The following is a 15,192-nucleotide window of genomic DNA, read 5'->3' on the forward strand; positions in this document are numbered from 1 at the left end:
GTAGGTCTAGCTCGTGTGACAGGGGGCGAAGGAAAATGACAGCCGCGCTCCCTCCGTCCGGAGATCCCGCGCGACGACCCGGATCAGAACGGCGTGTCGCCTTCGTCCGGAACGATGATCGACTTCAGCGCGCCGTCCTGGCAATCCGCCTGCAGGCGGAAGCCCTTTTCGGCCTCGGACAGGTCGAACCGGTGGGTGACGATCGACTCGACGTCCACGGCCCCCTCGGCGACCAGGCGGATCGCCCGCGGGTACACGTGCCCCATGCGGCGGGAGAACTTGATCTTCAGCCCCTTGCGGCGGCACAGCGCCGCCGGCAGCGCGTAGCGGTCGCCGTCGGGGATGCCCGCCAGCAGGATCCGCCCGCCGATGCGCGCGGCCTCGGCCGCGTGGTGGAAGCCCTCGGGCGAGTTCGTCGCCTCGAGCACGAGGTCGACGCCCCGGCCGCCCGTCCACTCCGCGACGGCCGCGAAGCTCGGCGCCACGTCGTGCGCGCCCAGCCGGCGCGCGGCCTCGGCCCTGTACGCGACGGGGTCGACCGCGAAGACGCGCGCGACGCCGGCCAGGCGCGCGAGCTGGACAAGGCACAGGCCGATCGGCCCGCACCCCAGCACCACCACCGTCTCCTGCAGGTGGGGCCGCGCCAGGTCGATCGCGTGGACGGCGACGCCCAGCGGCTCCAGCATCACGGCCTTTCGCACCGAGAAGCCGCGGGGGACCGGCACGACCTGGTCGGGGCGCACCGCCAGCCGCTCCGCCATGCCGCCGTGGAGCGGCGGCGCGCCCAGGAACTCCACGTGCGGGCACAGGTTCACGTGGCCGCGGTGGCACCACTCGCAGCGGCCGCAGGCGTGCGCGGGGTCGACGGCGACGAGCTGCCCCCTCGAGAGGCCGAGCTCCGGGTGGTCGTCGACGACCCAGCCGGCGAACTCGTGCCCTGGCACGAAGGGGTCCCGGACCTGCGCCGCGCCGATCCCGCCCTCCAGGTAGTAGTGCAGATCGCTGCCGCAGATCCCGCAGCCCGCGACCTGGATCGTCACCATGCCCTCGCGCGGCCGCGGAGGTTCGACCTCGCCGAGCCGCACATCGCGGATGCCGTGAATGAAGGTTGCGCGCACCGTTCCAGACTCCCTTTCAAGACGCCGCCGGCTCCCCGGCAGGGCCGCGCTGGACGATTGTGCCGGCGCGATTCCGTACTGTAGTCTGCGCCGGTGATCGCTTGTCAATCCTGCGTTCCGGGGCGCTGACGGCGCCATGCGGGCCGACCTCGTCCTCGGCATCGACCTGAGCACCACCGCCGCCAAGGCGGCGGCCTTCGACGTCCAGGGGCGCTTGCACGCCGCCGGCCGCGCGCCGCTCTCGCTGGCCCGGCCGGCTCCTGAGCGATTCGAGCAGGATCCCCGGGACTGGTGGGCCGCCCTGTGCCAGGCGGTCGCCGGCGTCACCGCCGCGGTGGACCCGGGCCGCATCGCGGGCCTCTCCATCGCGCACCAGCGCGAGACCTTCGCCTGCCTCGGTCCCGACGGCGAGCCGCTCCGCCCCGCCATGCTCTGGCTGGACGGCCGCGCGCGGGGGCACCTCGGCGCCTTGATCGACCGCATCGGGCAAGACCGCCTGAGGGCGCTGTCCGGCAAGGCCGCGGACTTCGGCCCGGCGCTGCCCAAGATCGCCTGGCTGGCCAGCGAGGAGCCGGAGACCCACCGCCGCACCGCCCTCTTCTGCGACGTGCAGGCCTACCTCGTGCAGGCGCTGACCGGGCGCGCCCGCACCAGCTGGGCGAGCGCCGATCCGCTCGCGCTCTTCGACATCGGCGCGCACCGCTGGTCCGAGGAGCTCTGCGCCGCCGCCGGCATCACGCCCGACCGGCTGCCGGAGGCGCTCCCTCCCGGCGCGCCGCTCGGCGCGGTGTCCGCGGCCGCAGCGGCGGCGACCGGGCTGCGCGAGGGCACGCCGGTGCTGGCTGGCGGCGGCGATGGCCAGATGGCCGGGCTCGGCGTCGATGCCCTGGACCCGCGGCGCGCCTACCTGAACCTCGGCACGGCGGTGGTCTTCGGCGTCTTTTCCCCGGAGCCGCGGCAGGACCCGGCGTGGCGGACCATGACCAGCGCCTCCGGCCGCGGCTACGTGCTGGAGAGCAGCCTGCGCAGCGGGGCGCTGCTCTCGGACTGGTACCTGCGCCGCCAGCTGGGCGTCGATCCGCGCGACGGCGCCGCGATGGCCGCGCTCGAGGCCGAGGCGGCGTCGCTGCCGCCCGGCAGCGGCGGCCTGCTGCTCTTGCCCTACTGGGAGGGCGCCATGAACCCCCACTGGGATCCCGACGCCCGCGGCGCGATCCTGGGCCTCACGGACGCGCACGGGCGCGGCCACGTTTACCGCGCCCTGATCGAGGGCGTCGCGCTGGAGCAGGCGCTGGTGCTGGACCTGATGCGGGGCGCGGCGGGGATCGAGGTCGCGGAGTTCGCCGCGGTCGGCGGCGTGGCCGCGAGCGACCTCTGGTGCGCCGTGATGGCCGATGCGACGGGCGTCGCCATCCAGCGGTCCGAGACGGTCGAGGCCGCCTGTCTGGGCGCCGCCATGTGCGCGGCCGCCGGCGCCGGGCTGGCCGGGAGCATCGAGGCGGCCGCGAAGGCGATGCGCGGGAGCGCCACGGCGACGTTCCATCCCGATCCCGCGCGCCGGGAACGCTACGCGGCGCTGCTGGGGATCTACCGGGACATGTATCCGCAGCTCTCGGGGCTCCTGCGCCGCCTCTCGGCCTTCACGAGGGCGTAGGCGCACGAGCGAGGTCGAGCTTTCACGGAAGGCGTCGTGATCAGGATCCTACCGATCCGACGACGGTTGGAAGGACCTGGCCGACGTCTCCTCAGTGCGCTGTCGGATCGTTGACGCGCCCCGCGAAGAGGAGCGCCCCCGTCGGCAGATCGCTGATGAAGAAGAAGAACGGCCGGTCCAGCACGATCTCCGCGGGCTCCGGGAAGAAGCCCGCGCCCGTGGCGGCGATGAGGACTGCCGTCGCCGCCGCGGCTTTGGTCCCGGCCTCGTCCACGTCGATGACCGCCTTGTGGATGACGTCCTGGATCTGGACCCCTCCACCCGGAATGATGCCCGAGAAGTCGGCGCTGGGGCCAAAGGCGACGCCCATGCCGAGATCCACGAGCGCCTTCTTGAGAGAGGCCGAGGTGCCGAACGAGAACTTTGGCATCGTGATATCGACCGACCGCGACTGCGTCGAGGCGATGATCGTCTCGAGCCCCGCGCCGTCGAGCGACTCCGCCAGCGCGTCCGCGTTCCCCTCGGCAGGCAGGACGAGGAACATCGAGACGGGGGTGCCCGCATAAGGGATCTCCACCGCTTCCCAGCCGTCGCCGGCGCCGTAGCGCGTCTCCTGTGTGCCGTGCATCATCTGGGCGGTGACGCTCGTGCCGTCGCCGCGCTGGAACGCGCCGGGCTTGGTCGCGCCCTCGCTGAACGGCGTGTGCCACGCGGCGTCGAAGTAGATGGCGTTGGTGAGCACGACGCGCGTCTCCGGGGTCACGTTGTTGTCGAGGAGCTTCGGAATCATGCCCTCCGTCTGGTCCTTCACCCACGCGTTGATGAGGTCCTCTGCCTCCTTCGGGGCATCGAAGTCGGCGAGCCGCACGCGCGCGCCGTAGCTCTCGCCGAGCACCTTCAAGAACGGCTGTTCGAGCGCGAGATCGACGTGCGACCAGATGGCGTTGGCCGTGTGGAGACGGAACCCGCCTCCCTCGACGTTGCTCGAGCCCTCGGCGCGCTTGTGGAGCTCGAGATCCACGTAGTTGAACGCCGGGTGCAGCCGCTGCTGCGGGAGCTCGAACCGCATCGTCGCGGCCATCGCCTGCTCCGTGGTGGTCCGCGCGCCCGCGTACGTCATCGCGAGCGCCGTCGAGATGCTGTAAGGCGAGTAGACGACGTTCCCGTTCGCGCTGGGGAGCACGCGGCCGAGGTCGAGCGCGAAGCTCGCGTTGTTGCGCGTCAGCAACACCTGATCCTCCTCCGAGACGACCGGGCTCTCGATCCGCGCCGCGTCCGAGGGCAGCACGCATCCAGCCTTCTTCTCGAAGCACTCGACGGCCCCGCCGTCGCCTCCCTGGCCCGAGCCGCCCTCTCCCTGGTCCGGGCCACCGCCGCCGGTGCCGCCTCCATCGTTCGAGCTGCACCCCGCGAGAGCCGACATGAGCACGGTCGCCAAGATAATTGATGTTCTCATGATGCCAGGGATTAGCAGCCTGCGTGCCAGAGCGCCTTTTGCGCCGAAAATCGCATGTTGGTCCCGGCGACACGCGTGCAGCCGGCAAGTCTGGAGCAGATTGTGCCAAGATGAGCCGTACGCGGTGCTCACCGGCGAGCTGGGAGGGGCCGGTGATGGCGCAACCGATGGATCGGCGGGGTCGATGTGCCTGTGCTTCTTGCCAGACCCGCGGTGTGCTGGAAGGGCCGTGCAGCAGGAGCGGGTTGCGCCGAGGTGCGCCACGGACCATCCTTCGGGCCGAAGCGCGAGGCACATGAAGATGGACGAGAGCGCAGGAGAACCGACTGGCACGCGCTCGGCGCGGATCGATCGCGGCGATGTATTCTGGATAGGGCCGGACGACTCGCGGGGGCCTGTCCCGAGCTACTCCCATCCCCATGTGGTGGTCCAGGACGACGTCTTCAACCACTCGCGCATCACGACCGTGGTCGTGTGCGCGCTGACGTCGAACTTGCACCGGGCGAACGAGCCTGGGAATGTCCTGCTCGATGTGGGCGAAGGGAACCTCCCCAGGCAGAGCGTCGTGGTCGTGTCGCAGATCTCCTCGGTCGAGAAGGCCCGCCTTGGCGAGCGGATCGGGTCGCTGTCCGACGCACGGGTGGATCAGATCCTCGCCGGCCTGCGCTTCCAGCAGGCGTCGTTCTTCAGGCGGTAGCGAGCAGATGCACCTCGTGGGGCAGGTCGACTTCACCGAGGCAGCGACGTTGGACGAGCGCGGTTTCTTTGGAGGAGGATGAATGCCTCACCACGGTGATCCGGAGGACGTCTTCAAGACGGCGCTTGCCCAGGATCGGGCGCGAATCGATGCGGCGATCGAGCGTCTCTCGGGGGAAGAGCCGAAGCCCGAGCGGTTCCTGCTCGCGCTCGCCGGGGCGTGGGGCCGCCCGGTTTCATGTCTGAAGTGGCTGCCGCCGGTCGCCCCGACCGAGCGTGGCGTGAAGAGCGCGGCCCGCTGGATACATGCATCCAATCCAAACGTCCAGCGAACCGCCCTCGCCGCCCTCGCGAGAGCCGGGGTGGCTGCGCGTCCTGTCCTGAGTACGGTCGCCGACGCCCTCACGAGCAAGGAGCCCACCGTTCGGATCGCCGCGGCCCGCGTGCTCGCGCGCGCTGCGCCGTGTCCCGAGCAGGCTCCGGCGCTCCGCCGTGCGCTCTCCGACGAGCTCTTCACCGTGCGCTGGCTGGCGGTGGAGGCGCTCGCGCGCAGCGGCGATGACCATCCGCTGGCGCCGGTCCTTGCGGCGTCACGTCCACGGCTCGACGCTCGGCTCGCCCCCTATCAGCTCGAGGGCTGGTTGCGCGCGGTCGCCGCCCTTGGACGGGATGCGTCCGCGCTGTTGCCCGAGATGAACGAGCTCCTGGACCGAACCTCCCGGCTCAGCCAAAGCGACACCTGGTGGAATGAATCGAGATTCACGCTCGAGCGACTCGTACGGGAGCTTCGTGCGACCCAGGGTGAACCCTGAACGGGTTCATCTCCCGCACACGCGAGGCCATGCCAGCGCCTCCGTCCATGGACGACATGACCATGAGCCGACGACCGAGCGCCTGCCTGCGGACCGCCGTACTCGCGCTCTCCGCTGCCGGTTGCGGCGGCGTGGCGGGGACCTCCGCCGCCAACATGCCCTGCCCGCCCCCCACATCGCCTCCGGCGGCCTCGTCGGCCGATTCCGGCGGCAAGCCTGGCCGCACGAAGCTCGGCGTCGCCCTCGTCCCCTGGATCCCAGACGCCGCCGGCGATGGCTTCGCGTCCCTGCGAAAGATGATCGAGGACGCGTTCGAATCGCAGCATGCTGCGATCGATCTCGAGCTGCGCCTCGTCAAGTCCGACGACAGCTACCACAATCCGGTGCGCCTCGCCGGATGGCTCGCGTCCGGTCGCTACGATCTCGTCGAGATCGACACCATGGTGCTGGGGGATCTGATCGACGCGGACGTCCTCGAGCCGTGGCCTTCCGTGCCGGAGCGCGACTACCTCGCCGCAGCGAGGGCAGGCAGCACCGAGATCGACGGAAGCGGCAAGCCCGCCTGGTGGGGTGTCCCCCATCTCACCTGCGGGTTCTTCCTGGTCACGAGATCCGAGAAGCTCGATGCCGCTTCCAGCATCACCGGCCTCGTGAAGGCCGCGCGCGAGAGCGGGAAGCCCCTGCTCGGGAACTTCGTGAGCAGCTGGGATCTACCCGCCCTCTACCTGGACGCGCGTGTCGACAACGGGCTCGATGCCACGAATCCAGCGGCCCTGAGCAATGCCCTGAAGCCGCCCCTTGACGCCGACAGCACAGCGGCGCTCAAGCAGCTCGCCGAGCTCTGTCGGCAGGGTGACAACAATCCATGCATCGACGGCACGTACGACGAGACGCAGGATGCTCCGGTCGAGGAGTTCGTGAAGGGCCGCGCGATCGGGTACTGGGGATTCAGCGAGCGCCTGCATCGGACCGTCGCGCTCATGAAGGCTCGGGGCATGCCCGTCGCGGGGCTGCGTGTGTCGACGATCCCGCTCGGGACCAGCGCCACGCCCCTCCTGTTCACCGACGCCTTCGTGCGGCGAAAGGGATGCTCCGGCGATTCAGCCTGCAATGCCGCGGCCGCCGCGTGGGCGGAGTTCATCACCCGCGACGACGTGGTGCGCGATCTGCTCGTCTCCAGGGATGCCGGGCCGGCCGCGGTGCCGCGGTACCTGTTGCCGGCCACGAGCTCGGCGTTCCAGGCCGAGCCGATCGCCAGGGACGCCCTCTACGCGGAGCTCCGTCCTCTGGCCCAGTCGGGGAGATCCTTTCCGTCGCACGCGTCGATGTACGAGCGGCGGGGCGCGCTCGTGCACCTGATCGAGACCCAGCTCGCGGCGCGCTGAGAGCCATGTCGCTCGAGAGGCTGGCCGGCTCGCGGCGCGCGGGCCGAGCGGCTCCACGTCCCCCCTCGCCGTATCGCTCGATCAGCTGCGACGCGCGCCCGCCTCCCTCGGTCCCGCGCCCCGGCGAGGCCGCGCGGCGCGTCCCATTATTAGTTGCATTGACAAGCAAATACTTCGCGCTATGCTGGGCCATCATGCGCGACCAGTTCACGGCCGAAGGGGGGATCGTCCTCGACAACGCGCTCAGCTACTGGGTGGCTCGCGTCTACCTCGCCTCCCGCGCCGCGATGTACCGGCGCTTCCGCGCGCACGGCGTCGAGATCACGCCCGAGCAATGGATGGTCCTCGTCCGCCTGTGGGAGCAGGAGGGCGTCACGCAGACGCACCTGGCCGAGCGCACCTTCCGGGACGTGCCCACGATGAGCCGGATCGTGGCGCTCATGGAGCGCGACGGGCTCGTCGAGCGCCGGCTCGACCCGACGGATCGGCGGGCGCGGCTCGTCTACCTCACCGCGCGCGGGCGAACGCTGCGCAAGACCCTGTCGGGCGAGGCCATGGCCCTCGTGGACACGCTGCGCGCCGGCATCCCGGAGGAGGATCTCCTCACGACCCGGCGCACGCTGCAGCGCATCCTCGCGAACCTCGAGCCCGAGGGCTGAAAGGATCACGGCCCTCCGCGCCGCCTTCTTCACGACCAATTAATTGCATAGACAACCAATTCAGGAGACACCCGCATGAGCCAGACCGCTGCTTCCCCTCACTTCCCTGCGCACACGCTCGACACGGCGCCCGCGGCGGCCCGCCCCGCGCTGGAGCGGACCTCGCGGAAGTTCGGCTTCCTGCCGCTGCCCTCCGCGCGTTTCGCGACGTCGCCGCTCCTGGTGCGCGCCTTCGACGAGCTCCTCTCGGTCTTCGAGGGGGCCACGCTCTCGTCGGTCGAGCGCGAGGTCGTGGTGATGGTCGTCGCCGGCGAGAACGGCTGCGATCTCTGCCGCACGATGCACCGCGGGCTGCTCCTCCGCGCGGGGGCTTCCCCCGAGGTCGCCGCCGCGCTGTTCGAGCGAAGGCCTGCGCCCGACGCGCGCCTCCAGGCGCTCGCCTCGTTCACCGAGGCGACGCTGCGCGAGCGGGGAGAGGTGCCGGACGCCGATCTCGACGCCTTCCTCCGCGCGGGCTTCACCGCCGAGCAGGCCCTGGAGGTGATCGTCGGTATCGGCACCTACACGCTGTCGACGTTCGCGAACCGGATGACCCGCACCCACGCGCTGCGCTGATCCGCGCAGAGGCGCGGGGCCGAAGGCGACGTCGTTGATCGCATCCTGCGCGAGCGTCGCATTGCTGGCATCGTGACCGACCGGGCGCGCCTCGTGGACTCGCACGAAGCGTGGGTGCACGTTGTGATAGAAGGCGAGCCGGACTGGAGTCCTTTCACCGGGTTCGGACCGTACCCGCGTCCTGGGATTCTCACCTGGCCCAATTCGGACTGAGGGGCGCCCCGCTCGTCGGGCGGAGCCGCTCGTCGGCGGACACCAGGCGCATCGTGACCTCGGCGGTCTTCAGCTGTCCGCTCGGCACCGGTCTCTCCGGCGCGTTCGCACAGGGCCTCCTGCGCCTTCTCGCTTGCCTCGGACGACCGCAAGGGGTACCCCGTATCAATGCCCAAGGACGCCAGAGTCTTCGTCTTCGATCACGTCTCGGTCGGTGTCGAGAACCTCGAGCGTGCTGCTGAGTTCTACGACGCCTGTCTGGCGCCGCTCGGTTTTGTCCGGCTCTCGCAAAACGCCCGTAGCGTGGGGTACGGGCCCGAGGGATACGAAGCTGAGCCGCCCTTCGCCATCGTCGCGTCCGGTGCTGACGCGAAGGCTCCCGGTCGCGGCTTCCACCTCGCCTTTGCCGCCTCGAGTCGCGAGGCGGTCGATCGTTTCCATGCGGAAGCCCTCAGCAAGGGCGGTGTCGATGAGGGGCCGCCCGGCATTCGTGAGAACTACGAACCCGGCTACTACGCGTCCTTCGTTCGCGACCCCGACGGCCACCGGCTGGAGGCGGTGCTCCACGAACATTGACCGTGCGGCCCGTGCGAGCGCTCGGGGCTCTCGTCCTCCGACTCGACGGCGCGGGAGCGCGCTGCGGCGCTCAAGCGACCCGACCGACCGCCGAACCAACCGCTGCGACTCATTTCACGGGAGAGAATCATGCCGTCTGTCGTTCTCCTGGGCGATTCAATCTTCGACAATCTTGCGTATACCAATGGCGAGCCCGACGTCGCCTCGCACCTCCGCGCTCTCTTACCCTCCTGGCGAGTCACCCTGTGTGCCGTCGACGGCACGACCACTTCCGATATCGGACCCCAGCTCGATCGAATACCGAAGGACGCGACCCACGTCCTCCTCTCGCTTGGCGGAAACGACGCGCTCTCGAACGCTGAGATTCTCGGGCTGCCCGTCCGCTCGACGGCCGAGGCTCTCGACCTGTTCCGCGAGCGCGTGGATGCGTTTGAGCAATCCTACTCGTGGGCGCTCGAGGCGGTCGTCGCGCTCGGTCGACCGACCACGGTCTGCACGATCTACAACGGCGACCTCGCTCCCGATGAGGCCGAGCGAGCTCGCATCGCCTTGATGATGTTCAATGACGTCATCCTTCGCCAAGCTTTCTCGCGCGCGCTCGACGTCGTCGATCTCCGCCTCGTTTGCTCGGAGGCGGGAGACTTCGCGAACGCCATCGAGCCGTCGGGCGCCGGCGGCTTGAAGATCGCACAGGCGCTCGTCCGCGCCCTGGGCGCCGCCGCGGTCCAGAAGCGAGCGACGACCGTGACCGCGGGCTGACGGCGGGGCGTCGGGCGGACCTTCGTCCGCTCGCCTCATGCTCAGGGCGACGGGCAGTCGGAGGCGCTCGGCGCGGCCCGGACGATGGTCTCGCCTTCGAGGCGAAGCGGGACGTAGCAGCGCACGAGACGGCCGATCTCCTCGGGAGGGCGAGCCTCGAGGTGAACGTCCCAGATCCGCGCGGTCTGATCGTCGGCGGTGACGACGCGCTCGCCATCGGGGCTGAACGACGCCGAGGAGATGCGCTCTCCGTGACCTTCGAGCCGCGCCAGCTCCCTGCCGCTCCGCGCGTCCCAGATGCGCGCCGTCCGATCCTCGCTGGCAGTGACGACGCGCTCGCCATCGGGGCTGAACGCTGCCGACCACACGAGGTCCTGGTGGCCCTCGAAGACGAGGAGCTCCTCTCCGCTCCGCGCGTCCCACATTCGCGCGGTCTTGTCGAAGCTGGCGGTGACGACCCGCGCGCCGTCGGGGCTGAACGACGCGCCGAACAGCTTGGCCAGGCTCCCCTTCTTGCCTTCGAGCCGGACCAGCTCCTTGCCGCTCCCTGCATCCCAGATGCGCGCCGTCCTGTCGTCGCTGGCGGTGACGATGCGCGCGCCATCCGGGCTGAACGAGGCCGACCACACCTGACCTTGGTGGCCCTCCAGACGGACCAGCTCCTTGCCGCTCGCTGCGTCCCAGATCTGCGCCGTGTCGCTCACGCCAGCGGTGACGACGCGCTCTCCATCCGGGCTGAAGGCCACCACGACGCTGCGACCATCGTTGGCAGGGGTCGCGGTCGTTTTGCCGTCCGGGGTGGTGATGGTCACCGAGCGCGCGAGGTCGGGGCTCGCGAGGCGGACGAGCTCCTTGCCGCTCGCCACCTCCCAGACCCGCGCGGTCTTCGCCGAATCGGGGACGACGACGCGCTTGCCATCGGGGCTGAACGAGGCCGACCAGAGGGGATAGCCGCAGTCTGGAAGGCGCATGATCTCCTTGCCGCTCTGCGCGTCCCAGACGCGCGCGGTCTGGTCGAAGCTCGCGGTGACGACGCGCTTGCCGTCGGAGCTGAACGAAGCCGACCACACCTGGCCTTGGTGGCCGTCCAGGGACAGGACGCGCTCGCCGTGCACCGCCCAGAGCCGCGCGGTCTTGTCGGCGCTGGCGGTGACGACGCGTGTGCCGTCGGGGCTGAACGACGCGAACGACACCCCGTCGGTGTGGCCCTCGAGGCTCGCCGACAACCTGCCCGTGCGCGCGTCCCACAGCCTCGCGGTCTTGTCGTGGCTGGCGGTGACGACCCGCGTGCCATCGGGGCTGAATGACGCCCACCACACGACGCCGTTGTGCGAGAAGCTGGCGAGCTCCTTGCCGTTCGCGACGTCCCACAGCCGCACGAAACCATTGATGGCAGCGGTGACGACGCGCTTGCCGTCGGGGCTGAAGGACGATGTCCAGATCATCTCGCTATCGCTCTTGAGCTGGGACACCTCTTTGCCGCTCGCCGCGTCCCATAGCCGGCTGGCCACGTCTTTGCCGGAGGTGAGCACGCGCGTGCCATCGGGGCTGAACGACGCCGCGAACAAGGGCCCAGCGTGGCCTTGGAGGCGTATCAGCTCCTTGCCGCTCTGCGCGTCCCAGATGCGCGCGGTCGTGTCCCAGCTCGCGGTGACGATGCGTGTGCCGTCGGGGCTGAACGCCGCCGCCTCCACGTGATCGGTGTGCCCTTCGAGGCGCGCCAGCTCCTTGCCGCTCTGCGCGTCCCACACCCGCGCGGTCTTGTCATGGCTGGCCGTGACGACGCGTGTGCCGTCGGGGCCGAACGATGCCACCATCCGCTCTCCATCGGCGTGGCCCTCGAGGCGCGCGAGCTCCTTGCCGCTCTTCGCGTCCCAGAGACGTGCGGTCCCGTCGTCGCTCGCGGTGAGGACGCGCGCGCCGTCGGGACTGAAGGCCACCGAATACAGGCGCCTGGTGTGGCCCTCGAGGCGAGCGAGCTCCTTGCCGCTCCTCGCGTCCCACAGGCGCGCGATCGTGTCGAGGCCGACGGTGGCGACGCGCTCGCCATCCGGGCTGAAGGCCGCCGACCACAGCTTGTCCGTGTGCCCTTCCAGGCGGGCCACCTCGCGCCCCGTGAGGGCCCCCGGCAGGGCGCGCGCCAGCAGGAAGCGCGTCGCGGGCGCGGTCGGCCGATCCTTGTACGCGGCGTCGAGATAGACGGCGGCGCGCGCCGGCCGGCCGGCCAGGTACTCCTCGCGCCCCTGCTGCTCGTAGAAGCGCGCCAGGCGATCGCGGTATCGCATGCTCGCCTCCTCCGCCGCTCGTTGCTGGCGCACCGCCCACCACGCGAGGCCCATGAAGACCACCGTCACGAGCGCGGAGGACGCGGCGAGGATCCGCGCGCGCCGCGAGGCATCGACCTGGCGCCGCCGCTCCTCGGCCGCGAGGCGCGCCGCCGCTTCCTGTTCCTGGCGCTGCCGCTCCTCCGCCGCGCGGAAGAACTCCAGCTGCAACGCCGTGAGATCGCCGCCCGCCCGCTCGGCGAAGGCGCGCAGGAGATCCAGCTCCGGCGCCCGCCACAGCGAGCCCTCCTGGCGTCCGAGCGCGTCCCAGCGCGCCGCCGCCTCGCCGACGCGGCGGTGGAAGCGCACGTCATCACGGCCCTTTTCCAGCCACGAGCGCAGCTCCTTCCAGTGATCGAGCAACGCCTCGTGCGTCACCTCCGCCACGTCGTCCGAGAGCGTCACCAGGCGTGCCCGCTCGCCCGCGAAGCGACGCAGCACGCCCAGCGCCGCGTCCGCGCTCTCGCCGTGCGCCGTCAGCTCGGCCACGGGCACGCGCCGCCGCGTGTCACGCGTCCCCTCGCCGAGCTGGACAAGCCCCAGGAAGGCGCGCCGCGCGATCCTGCGCCCCTCGTCGTCCAGCTCGCCGAAGATGCGCTCCGCCTCGCCCGCCAGCGCACCGCCGACGCCGCCGATCGCCTCGAGCGTCGCCGCGGCTGGCTGCCCCGCGGCGAGGCCGGTCCAGATCTGCGTCAGCGCGAACTCGAGCAGCGGCAGCGCGCCCTCGCGCCCGTCCGCCTCGCGCGCCAAGAGCTCCACCGTGGCGTCGTCGAGCGGGCGGCCAGCGGCGAGCGCCGGCGCGGCGATGGCCCGGCGCAGCTCCGCGGGCGCCATGACCGGCACCAGCTCGTGCGCCTGGGCGATGGCGCGGTTGAGCGCGGGGTGCCTGCGCGTCGCGTCGAGGAAGTCGCTGCGCAGCGTGAGGACCACGGAGACACCGCTCGCGCGGTCGGCGGCGGCGTGGAGCAGGAGCGAGACGAAGGCGCTCTGTTCCGCGGGGTCGTTGCACAGGGCGTAGACCTCCTCGAACTGGTCGACGAGCACGAGCAGGGGACGTCGCCCGTCGCGCAGCTCGGCGTAGCGGCGCAGGCCCACGTGCTCGCCCCCCTCGACGTCGAGCAACAGCGAGCGGAGACGCCTGGCCTCCTCGATGCGCTCGGCGGCCGGGCGCGCGGGCCAGCGCGGGTCGAGCGTGCACAGGGCGTCGGCGAGCGCGGTCGTTGGCCGCTCGCCGGGCTTGAGGAGGATCACATCGGGCGCCGGGCCATCGCCGAGCGGCTCGCGCGCGACGAGCGGCACCAGGCCGGCGCGGGCGACGGAGGACTTGCCCGAGCCCGACGAGCCGACGACGGCGCACAGGCGCAGGGCCCCCTCGCGGCGCACCTGCGCGTCGAGGCGACGCCACAGGCGGCGGGTCAGGTCCTCGCGCCCGAAGAACAGCGCCTCGTCACCGGGCTCGAAGGCCGAGAGACCGCGGTAGGGCGAGGCGGCGAGCGCGGGCGCGAGGGTCGGCCGTGAAGCGGAGACGGCGGCGCGGAGGCCGTCGACCACCGCCAGCCAAGCGGCGTCGCGATCGGGCGCCAGCGTGACGGCGCGATCGTCGGGCGGCAGGACGCGGAGGCCGCCCAGCACGGGCTGCCACGGAGACGGGCGCACGATGACCGGCACGAGGCGCTGCCGGCCGTCGTCGTGACGCGCGAGGGCGCGCTCGATCAGGGCATAGCAGCGATCGGAGGCGAGGAAGTCCGCGCTGATCAGGAGCACCAGTACGTCGGCGGCCTCGATGCGCGCCTCGACCTCGGCGCCGACCGTCGCGCCGGCGAGGATGCGGCCCTCGTGCCAGCCAGCGACGATCCCGGCGCGCTCGAGGCCGGCGAGGTGGCGCACCAGCGCGTCGAGGTGCGGACGATCTTCGTCCGCGAAGGCGAGGAAGAGCTGCGCCGGCATCTCGCGGTGGGCCTCCTGAGGGTCGATCGGTCCCGCCGCGCAGGTTATCACGACGCGCCGGCGCGCGGGCCGAGAGCGCGGCCGGATCGTCGATGAGCCGATCCAGCGATGGCACCACCGCCGTGAAGTGGACGAGCAGGTGGATCGACTCCGCGGCAGCTCGCGTCGGCCGGGGGCGGTTCGCCCCTCATTTCCGTCACGTTCGATCCGGCGGCCGTCGACCGAACCCACGCCCCGCTGGCGGACCTGCAACGGCCGGGCATCGGGCCGACGACCGTTTCGATTGGGCGCCAGTCAGAGGGATGCCATTTCGAATCCACCCAGATCGCTAAAGCGGACCATGAACACACGTGCCGTACCGAGACGCAGCGCCCGCACGAGCGTGTTCTGTGCTTCGTCGTTGCGCTCGCAATGTGCGAGCGAATAGCTTAAAATTCATGTGGGCCGCCGACGCCGAGCCGAGCGCGCACGACGTCACGACCCAACGACGGGATCGAGCGATGGCGGACAGAAAGATCTCCAAGACCGAACCCGAGTGGCTGTTGCTGCTCGGGCCGCACCGCTACCGAATGCTCCGCTACGGCAACACCGAACGTCCGCATACGGGGCAGTACTGGAACCACCACGGTACGGGCATCTATCGATGCGCCGGCTGCGGCACCCAACTCTTTTCGTCGCAGACGAAGTTCGACTCTGGGACCGGCTGGCCCAGCTTCAGCGCAGTGCTCGACGAGAAGCGGATTGAGCGCCGGGCCGATCGGAAGCATGGCCTCGATCGGGTGGAGGTCGTCTGCGCCCGCTGTGATGGACATCTGGGGCACGTCTTCGACGACGGGCCAGCGCCGACGGGCGAGCGCTTCTGCATCAATTCTGCCTGCCTCGAGTTCGAGAGCGAATGACTCGCGAGACGGCGAACATCGCGTCGACGCCGTGACATGGCGGGGTGAGGCTGGAGGCGCTCACCGACGACGCCGGAAC

12 protein-coding genes and 1 pseudogene are annotated in these 15,192 nt (G+C 71.0%); 10 read left to right on the forward strand and 3 right to left on the reverse strand.

Annotation, left to right across the window (positions count from 1 at the left end):
- Positions 1 to 83: 83 nt before the first annotated feature.
- A complete protein-coding gene (locus POL72_RS07315; RefSeq protein ID WP_272094306.1) occupies positions 84 to 1,118 on the reverse strand; it encodes a zinc-dependent alcohol dehydrogenase in 1,035 nt (344 codons plus the stop codon).
- A 136-nt stretch (positions 1,119 to 1,254) separates the two neighbouring features.
- On the opposite strand from POL72_RS07315, the gene POL72_RS07320 reads away from it, so the two are divergent.
- Positions 1,255 to 2,772 carry a xylulokinase gene (locus POL72_RS07320; RefSeq protein WP_272094307.1) on the forward strand — a complete coding sequence of 506 codons (1,518 nt, stop codon included), beginning with the start codon at positions 1,255 to 1,257 and terminating at the stop codon, positions 2,770 to 2,772.
- 91 nt (positions 2,773 to 2,863) lie between these two features.
- Here the strand turns inward: POL72_RS07320 and POL72_RS07325 are convergent, their stop codons facing one another.
- Positions 2,864 to 4,228 (reverse strand): serpin family protein, encoded by a 1,365-nt coding sequence (locus POL72_RS07325; protein WP_272094308.1) that lies wholly within the window; start codon positions 4,226 to 4,228, stop codon positions 2,864 to 2,866.
- 295 nt (positions 4,229 to 4,523) lie between these two features.
- Here POL72_RS07325 and POL72_RS07330 point away from each other — a divergent pair, with 295 nt between their 5' ends.
- From POL72_RS07330 to POL72_RS07365, 8 genes and pseudogenes are all read left to right on the forward strand, one after another.
- Complete coding sequence (locus POL72_RS07330) at positions 4,524 to 4,925, forward strand: type II toxin-antitoxin system PemK/MazF family toxin (RefSeq protein ID WP_276596391.1); 402 nt, start codon at positions 4,524 to 4,526, stop codon at positions 4,923 to 4,925.
- An 82-nt stretch (positions 4,926 to 5,007) separates the two neighbouring features.
- Positions 5,008 to 5,736, forward strand: a complete 729-nt coding sequence (locus POL72_RS07335; protein ID WP_272094309.1) for a HEAT repeat domain-containing protein — start codon at positions 5,008 to 5,010, stop codon at positions 5,734 to 5,736.
- A 62-nt stretch (positions 5,737 to 5,798) separates the two neighbouring features.
- Entirely contained in the window at positions 5,799 to 7,121 is a 1,323-nt protein-coding gene (locus POL72_RS07340) for a type 2 periplasmic-binding domain-containing protein (protein ID WP_272094310.1), read from the forward strand.
- A 194-nt stretch (positions 7,122 to 7,315) separates the two neighbouring features.
- Positions 7,316 to 7,780 (forward strand): MarR family winged helix-turn-helix transcriptional regulator, encoded by a 465-nt coding sequence (locus POL72_RS07345; RefSeq protein ID WP_272094311.1) that lies wholly within the window; start codon positions 7,316 to 7,318, stop codon positions 7,778 to 7,780.
- A gap of 75 nt (positions 7,781 to 7,855) precedes the next feature.
- On the forward strand, positions 7,856 to 8,395 hold the full coding sequence (locus POL72_RS07350; protein ID WP_272094312.1) for a carboxymuconolactone decarboxylase family protein: 540 nt from the start codon (positions 7,856 to 7,858) through the stop codon (positions 8,393 to 8,395).
- Between the two features lie 33 nt (positions 8,396 to 8,428).
- Positions 8,429 to 8,608 (forward strand): annotated as a pseudogene (locus POL72_RS07355) (DUF6210 family protein); the annotation flags it as partial.
- Positions 8,609 to 8,776: 168 nt separating this feature from the next.
- A complete protein-coding gene (locus tag POL72_RS07360) occupies positions 8,777 to 9,184 on the forward strand; it encodes a VOC family protein (RefSeq protein WP_272094313.1) in 408 nt (135 codons plus the stop codon).
- A 129-nt stretch (positions 9,185 to 9,313) separates the two neighbouring features.
- Entirely contained in the window at positions 9,314 to 9,943 is a 630-nt protein-coding gene (locus POL72_RS07365) for an SGNH/GDSL hydrolase family protein (RefSeq protein ID WP_272094314.1), read from the forward strand.
- Between the two features lie 41 nt (positions 9,944 to 9,984).
- On the opposite strand, the gene POL72_RS07370 is transcribed toward POL72_RS07365, so the two are convergent.
- Complete coding sequence (locus POL72_RS07370) at positions 9,985 to 14,214, reverse strand: nSTAND1 domain-containing NTPase (protein ID WP_272094315.1); 4,230 nt, start codon at positions 14,212 to 14,214, stop codon at positions 9,985 to 9,987.
- Between the two features lie 437 nt (positions 14,215 to 14,651).
- Here POL72_RS07370 and msrB point away from each other — a divergent pair, with 437 nt between their 5' ends.
- Complete coding sequence (gene msrB / locus POL72_RS07375) at positions 14,652 to 15,113, forward strand: peptide-methionine (R)-S-oxide reductase MsrB (RefSeq protein WP_276596392.1); 462 nt, start codon at positions 14,652 to 14,654, stop codon at positions 15,111 to 15,113.
- Positions 15,114 to 15,192 lie beyond the last annotated feature (79 nt).

Origin of the sequence: Sorangium aterium (genome assembly GCF_028368935.1) — a bacterium.
Lineage (GTDB): Bacteria > Myxococcota_A > Polyangia > Polyangiales > Polyangiaceae > Sorangium > Sorangium atrum.

Excerpts from the sequence above, each read along its gene's own strand:
- POL72_RS07330 (WP_276596391.1), top strand. The coding sequence starts at position 4,524 with ATGAAGATGGACGAGAGCGCAGGAGAACCGACTGGCACGCGCTCGGCG.
- POL72_RS07370 (WP_272094315.1), bottom strand. The coding sequence starts at position 14,214 with ATGCCGGCGCAGCTCTTCCTCGCCTTCGCGGACGAAGATCGTCCGCAC.
- POL72_RS07365 (WP_272094314.1), top strand. The coding sequence starts at position 9,314 with ATGCCGTCTGTCGTTCTCCTGGGCGATTCAATCTTCGACAATCTTGCG.
- POL72_RS07325 (WP_272094308.1), bottom strand. The coding sequence starts at position 4,228 with ATGAGAACATCAATTATCTTGGCGACCGTGCTCATGTCGGCTCTCGCG.
- POL72_RS07360 (WP_272094313.1), top strand. The coding sequence starts at position 8,777 with ATGCCCAAGGACGCCAGAGTCTTCGTCTTCGATCACGTCTCGGTCGGT.
- POL72_RS07345 (WP_272094311.1), top strand. The coding sequence starts at position 7,316 with ATGCGCGACCAGTTCACGGCCGAAGGGGGGATCGTCCTCGACAACGCG.
- POL72_RS07340 (WP_272094310.1), top strand. The coding sequence starts at position 5,799 with ATGAGCCGACGACCGAGCGCCTGCCTGCGGACCGCCGTACTCGCGCTC.
- POL72_RS07335 (WP_272094309.1), top strand. The coding sequence starts at position 5,008 with ATGCCTCACCACGGTGATCCGGAGGACGTCTTCAAGACGGCGCTTGCC.
- msrB (WP_276596392.1), top strand. The coding sequence starts at position 14,652 with ATGTGGGCCGCCGACGCCGAGCCGAGCGCGCACGACGTCACGACCCAA.
- POL72_RS07320 (WP_272094307.1), top strand. The coding sequence starts at position 1,255 with ATGCGGGCCGACCTCGTCCTCGGCATCGACCTGAGCACCACCGCCGCC.
- POL72_RS07350 (WP_272094312.1), top strand. The coding sequence starts at position 7,856 with ATGAGCCAGACCGCTGCTTCCCCTCACTTCCCTGCGCACACGCTCGAC.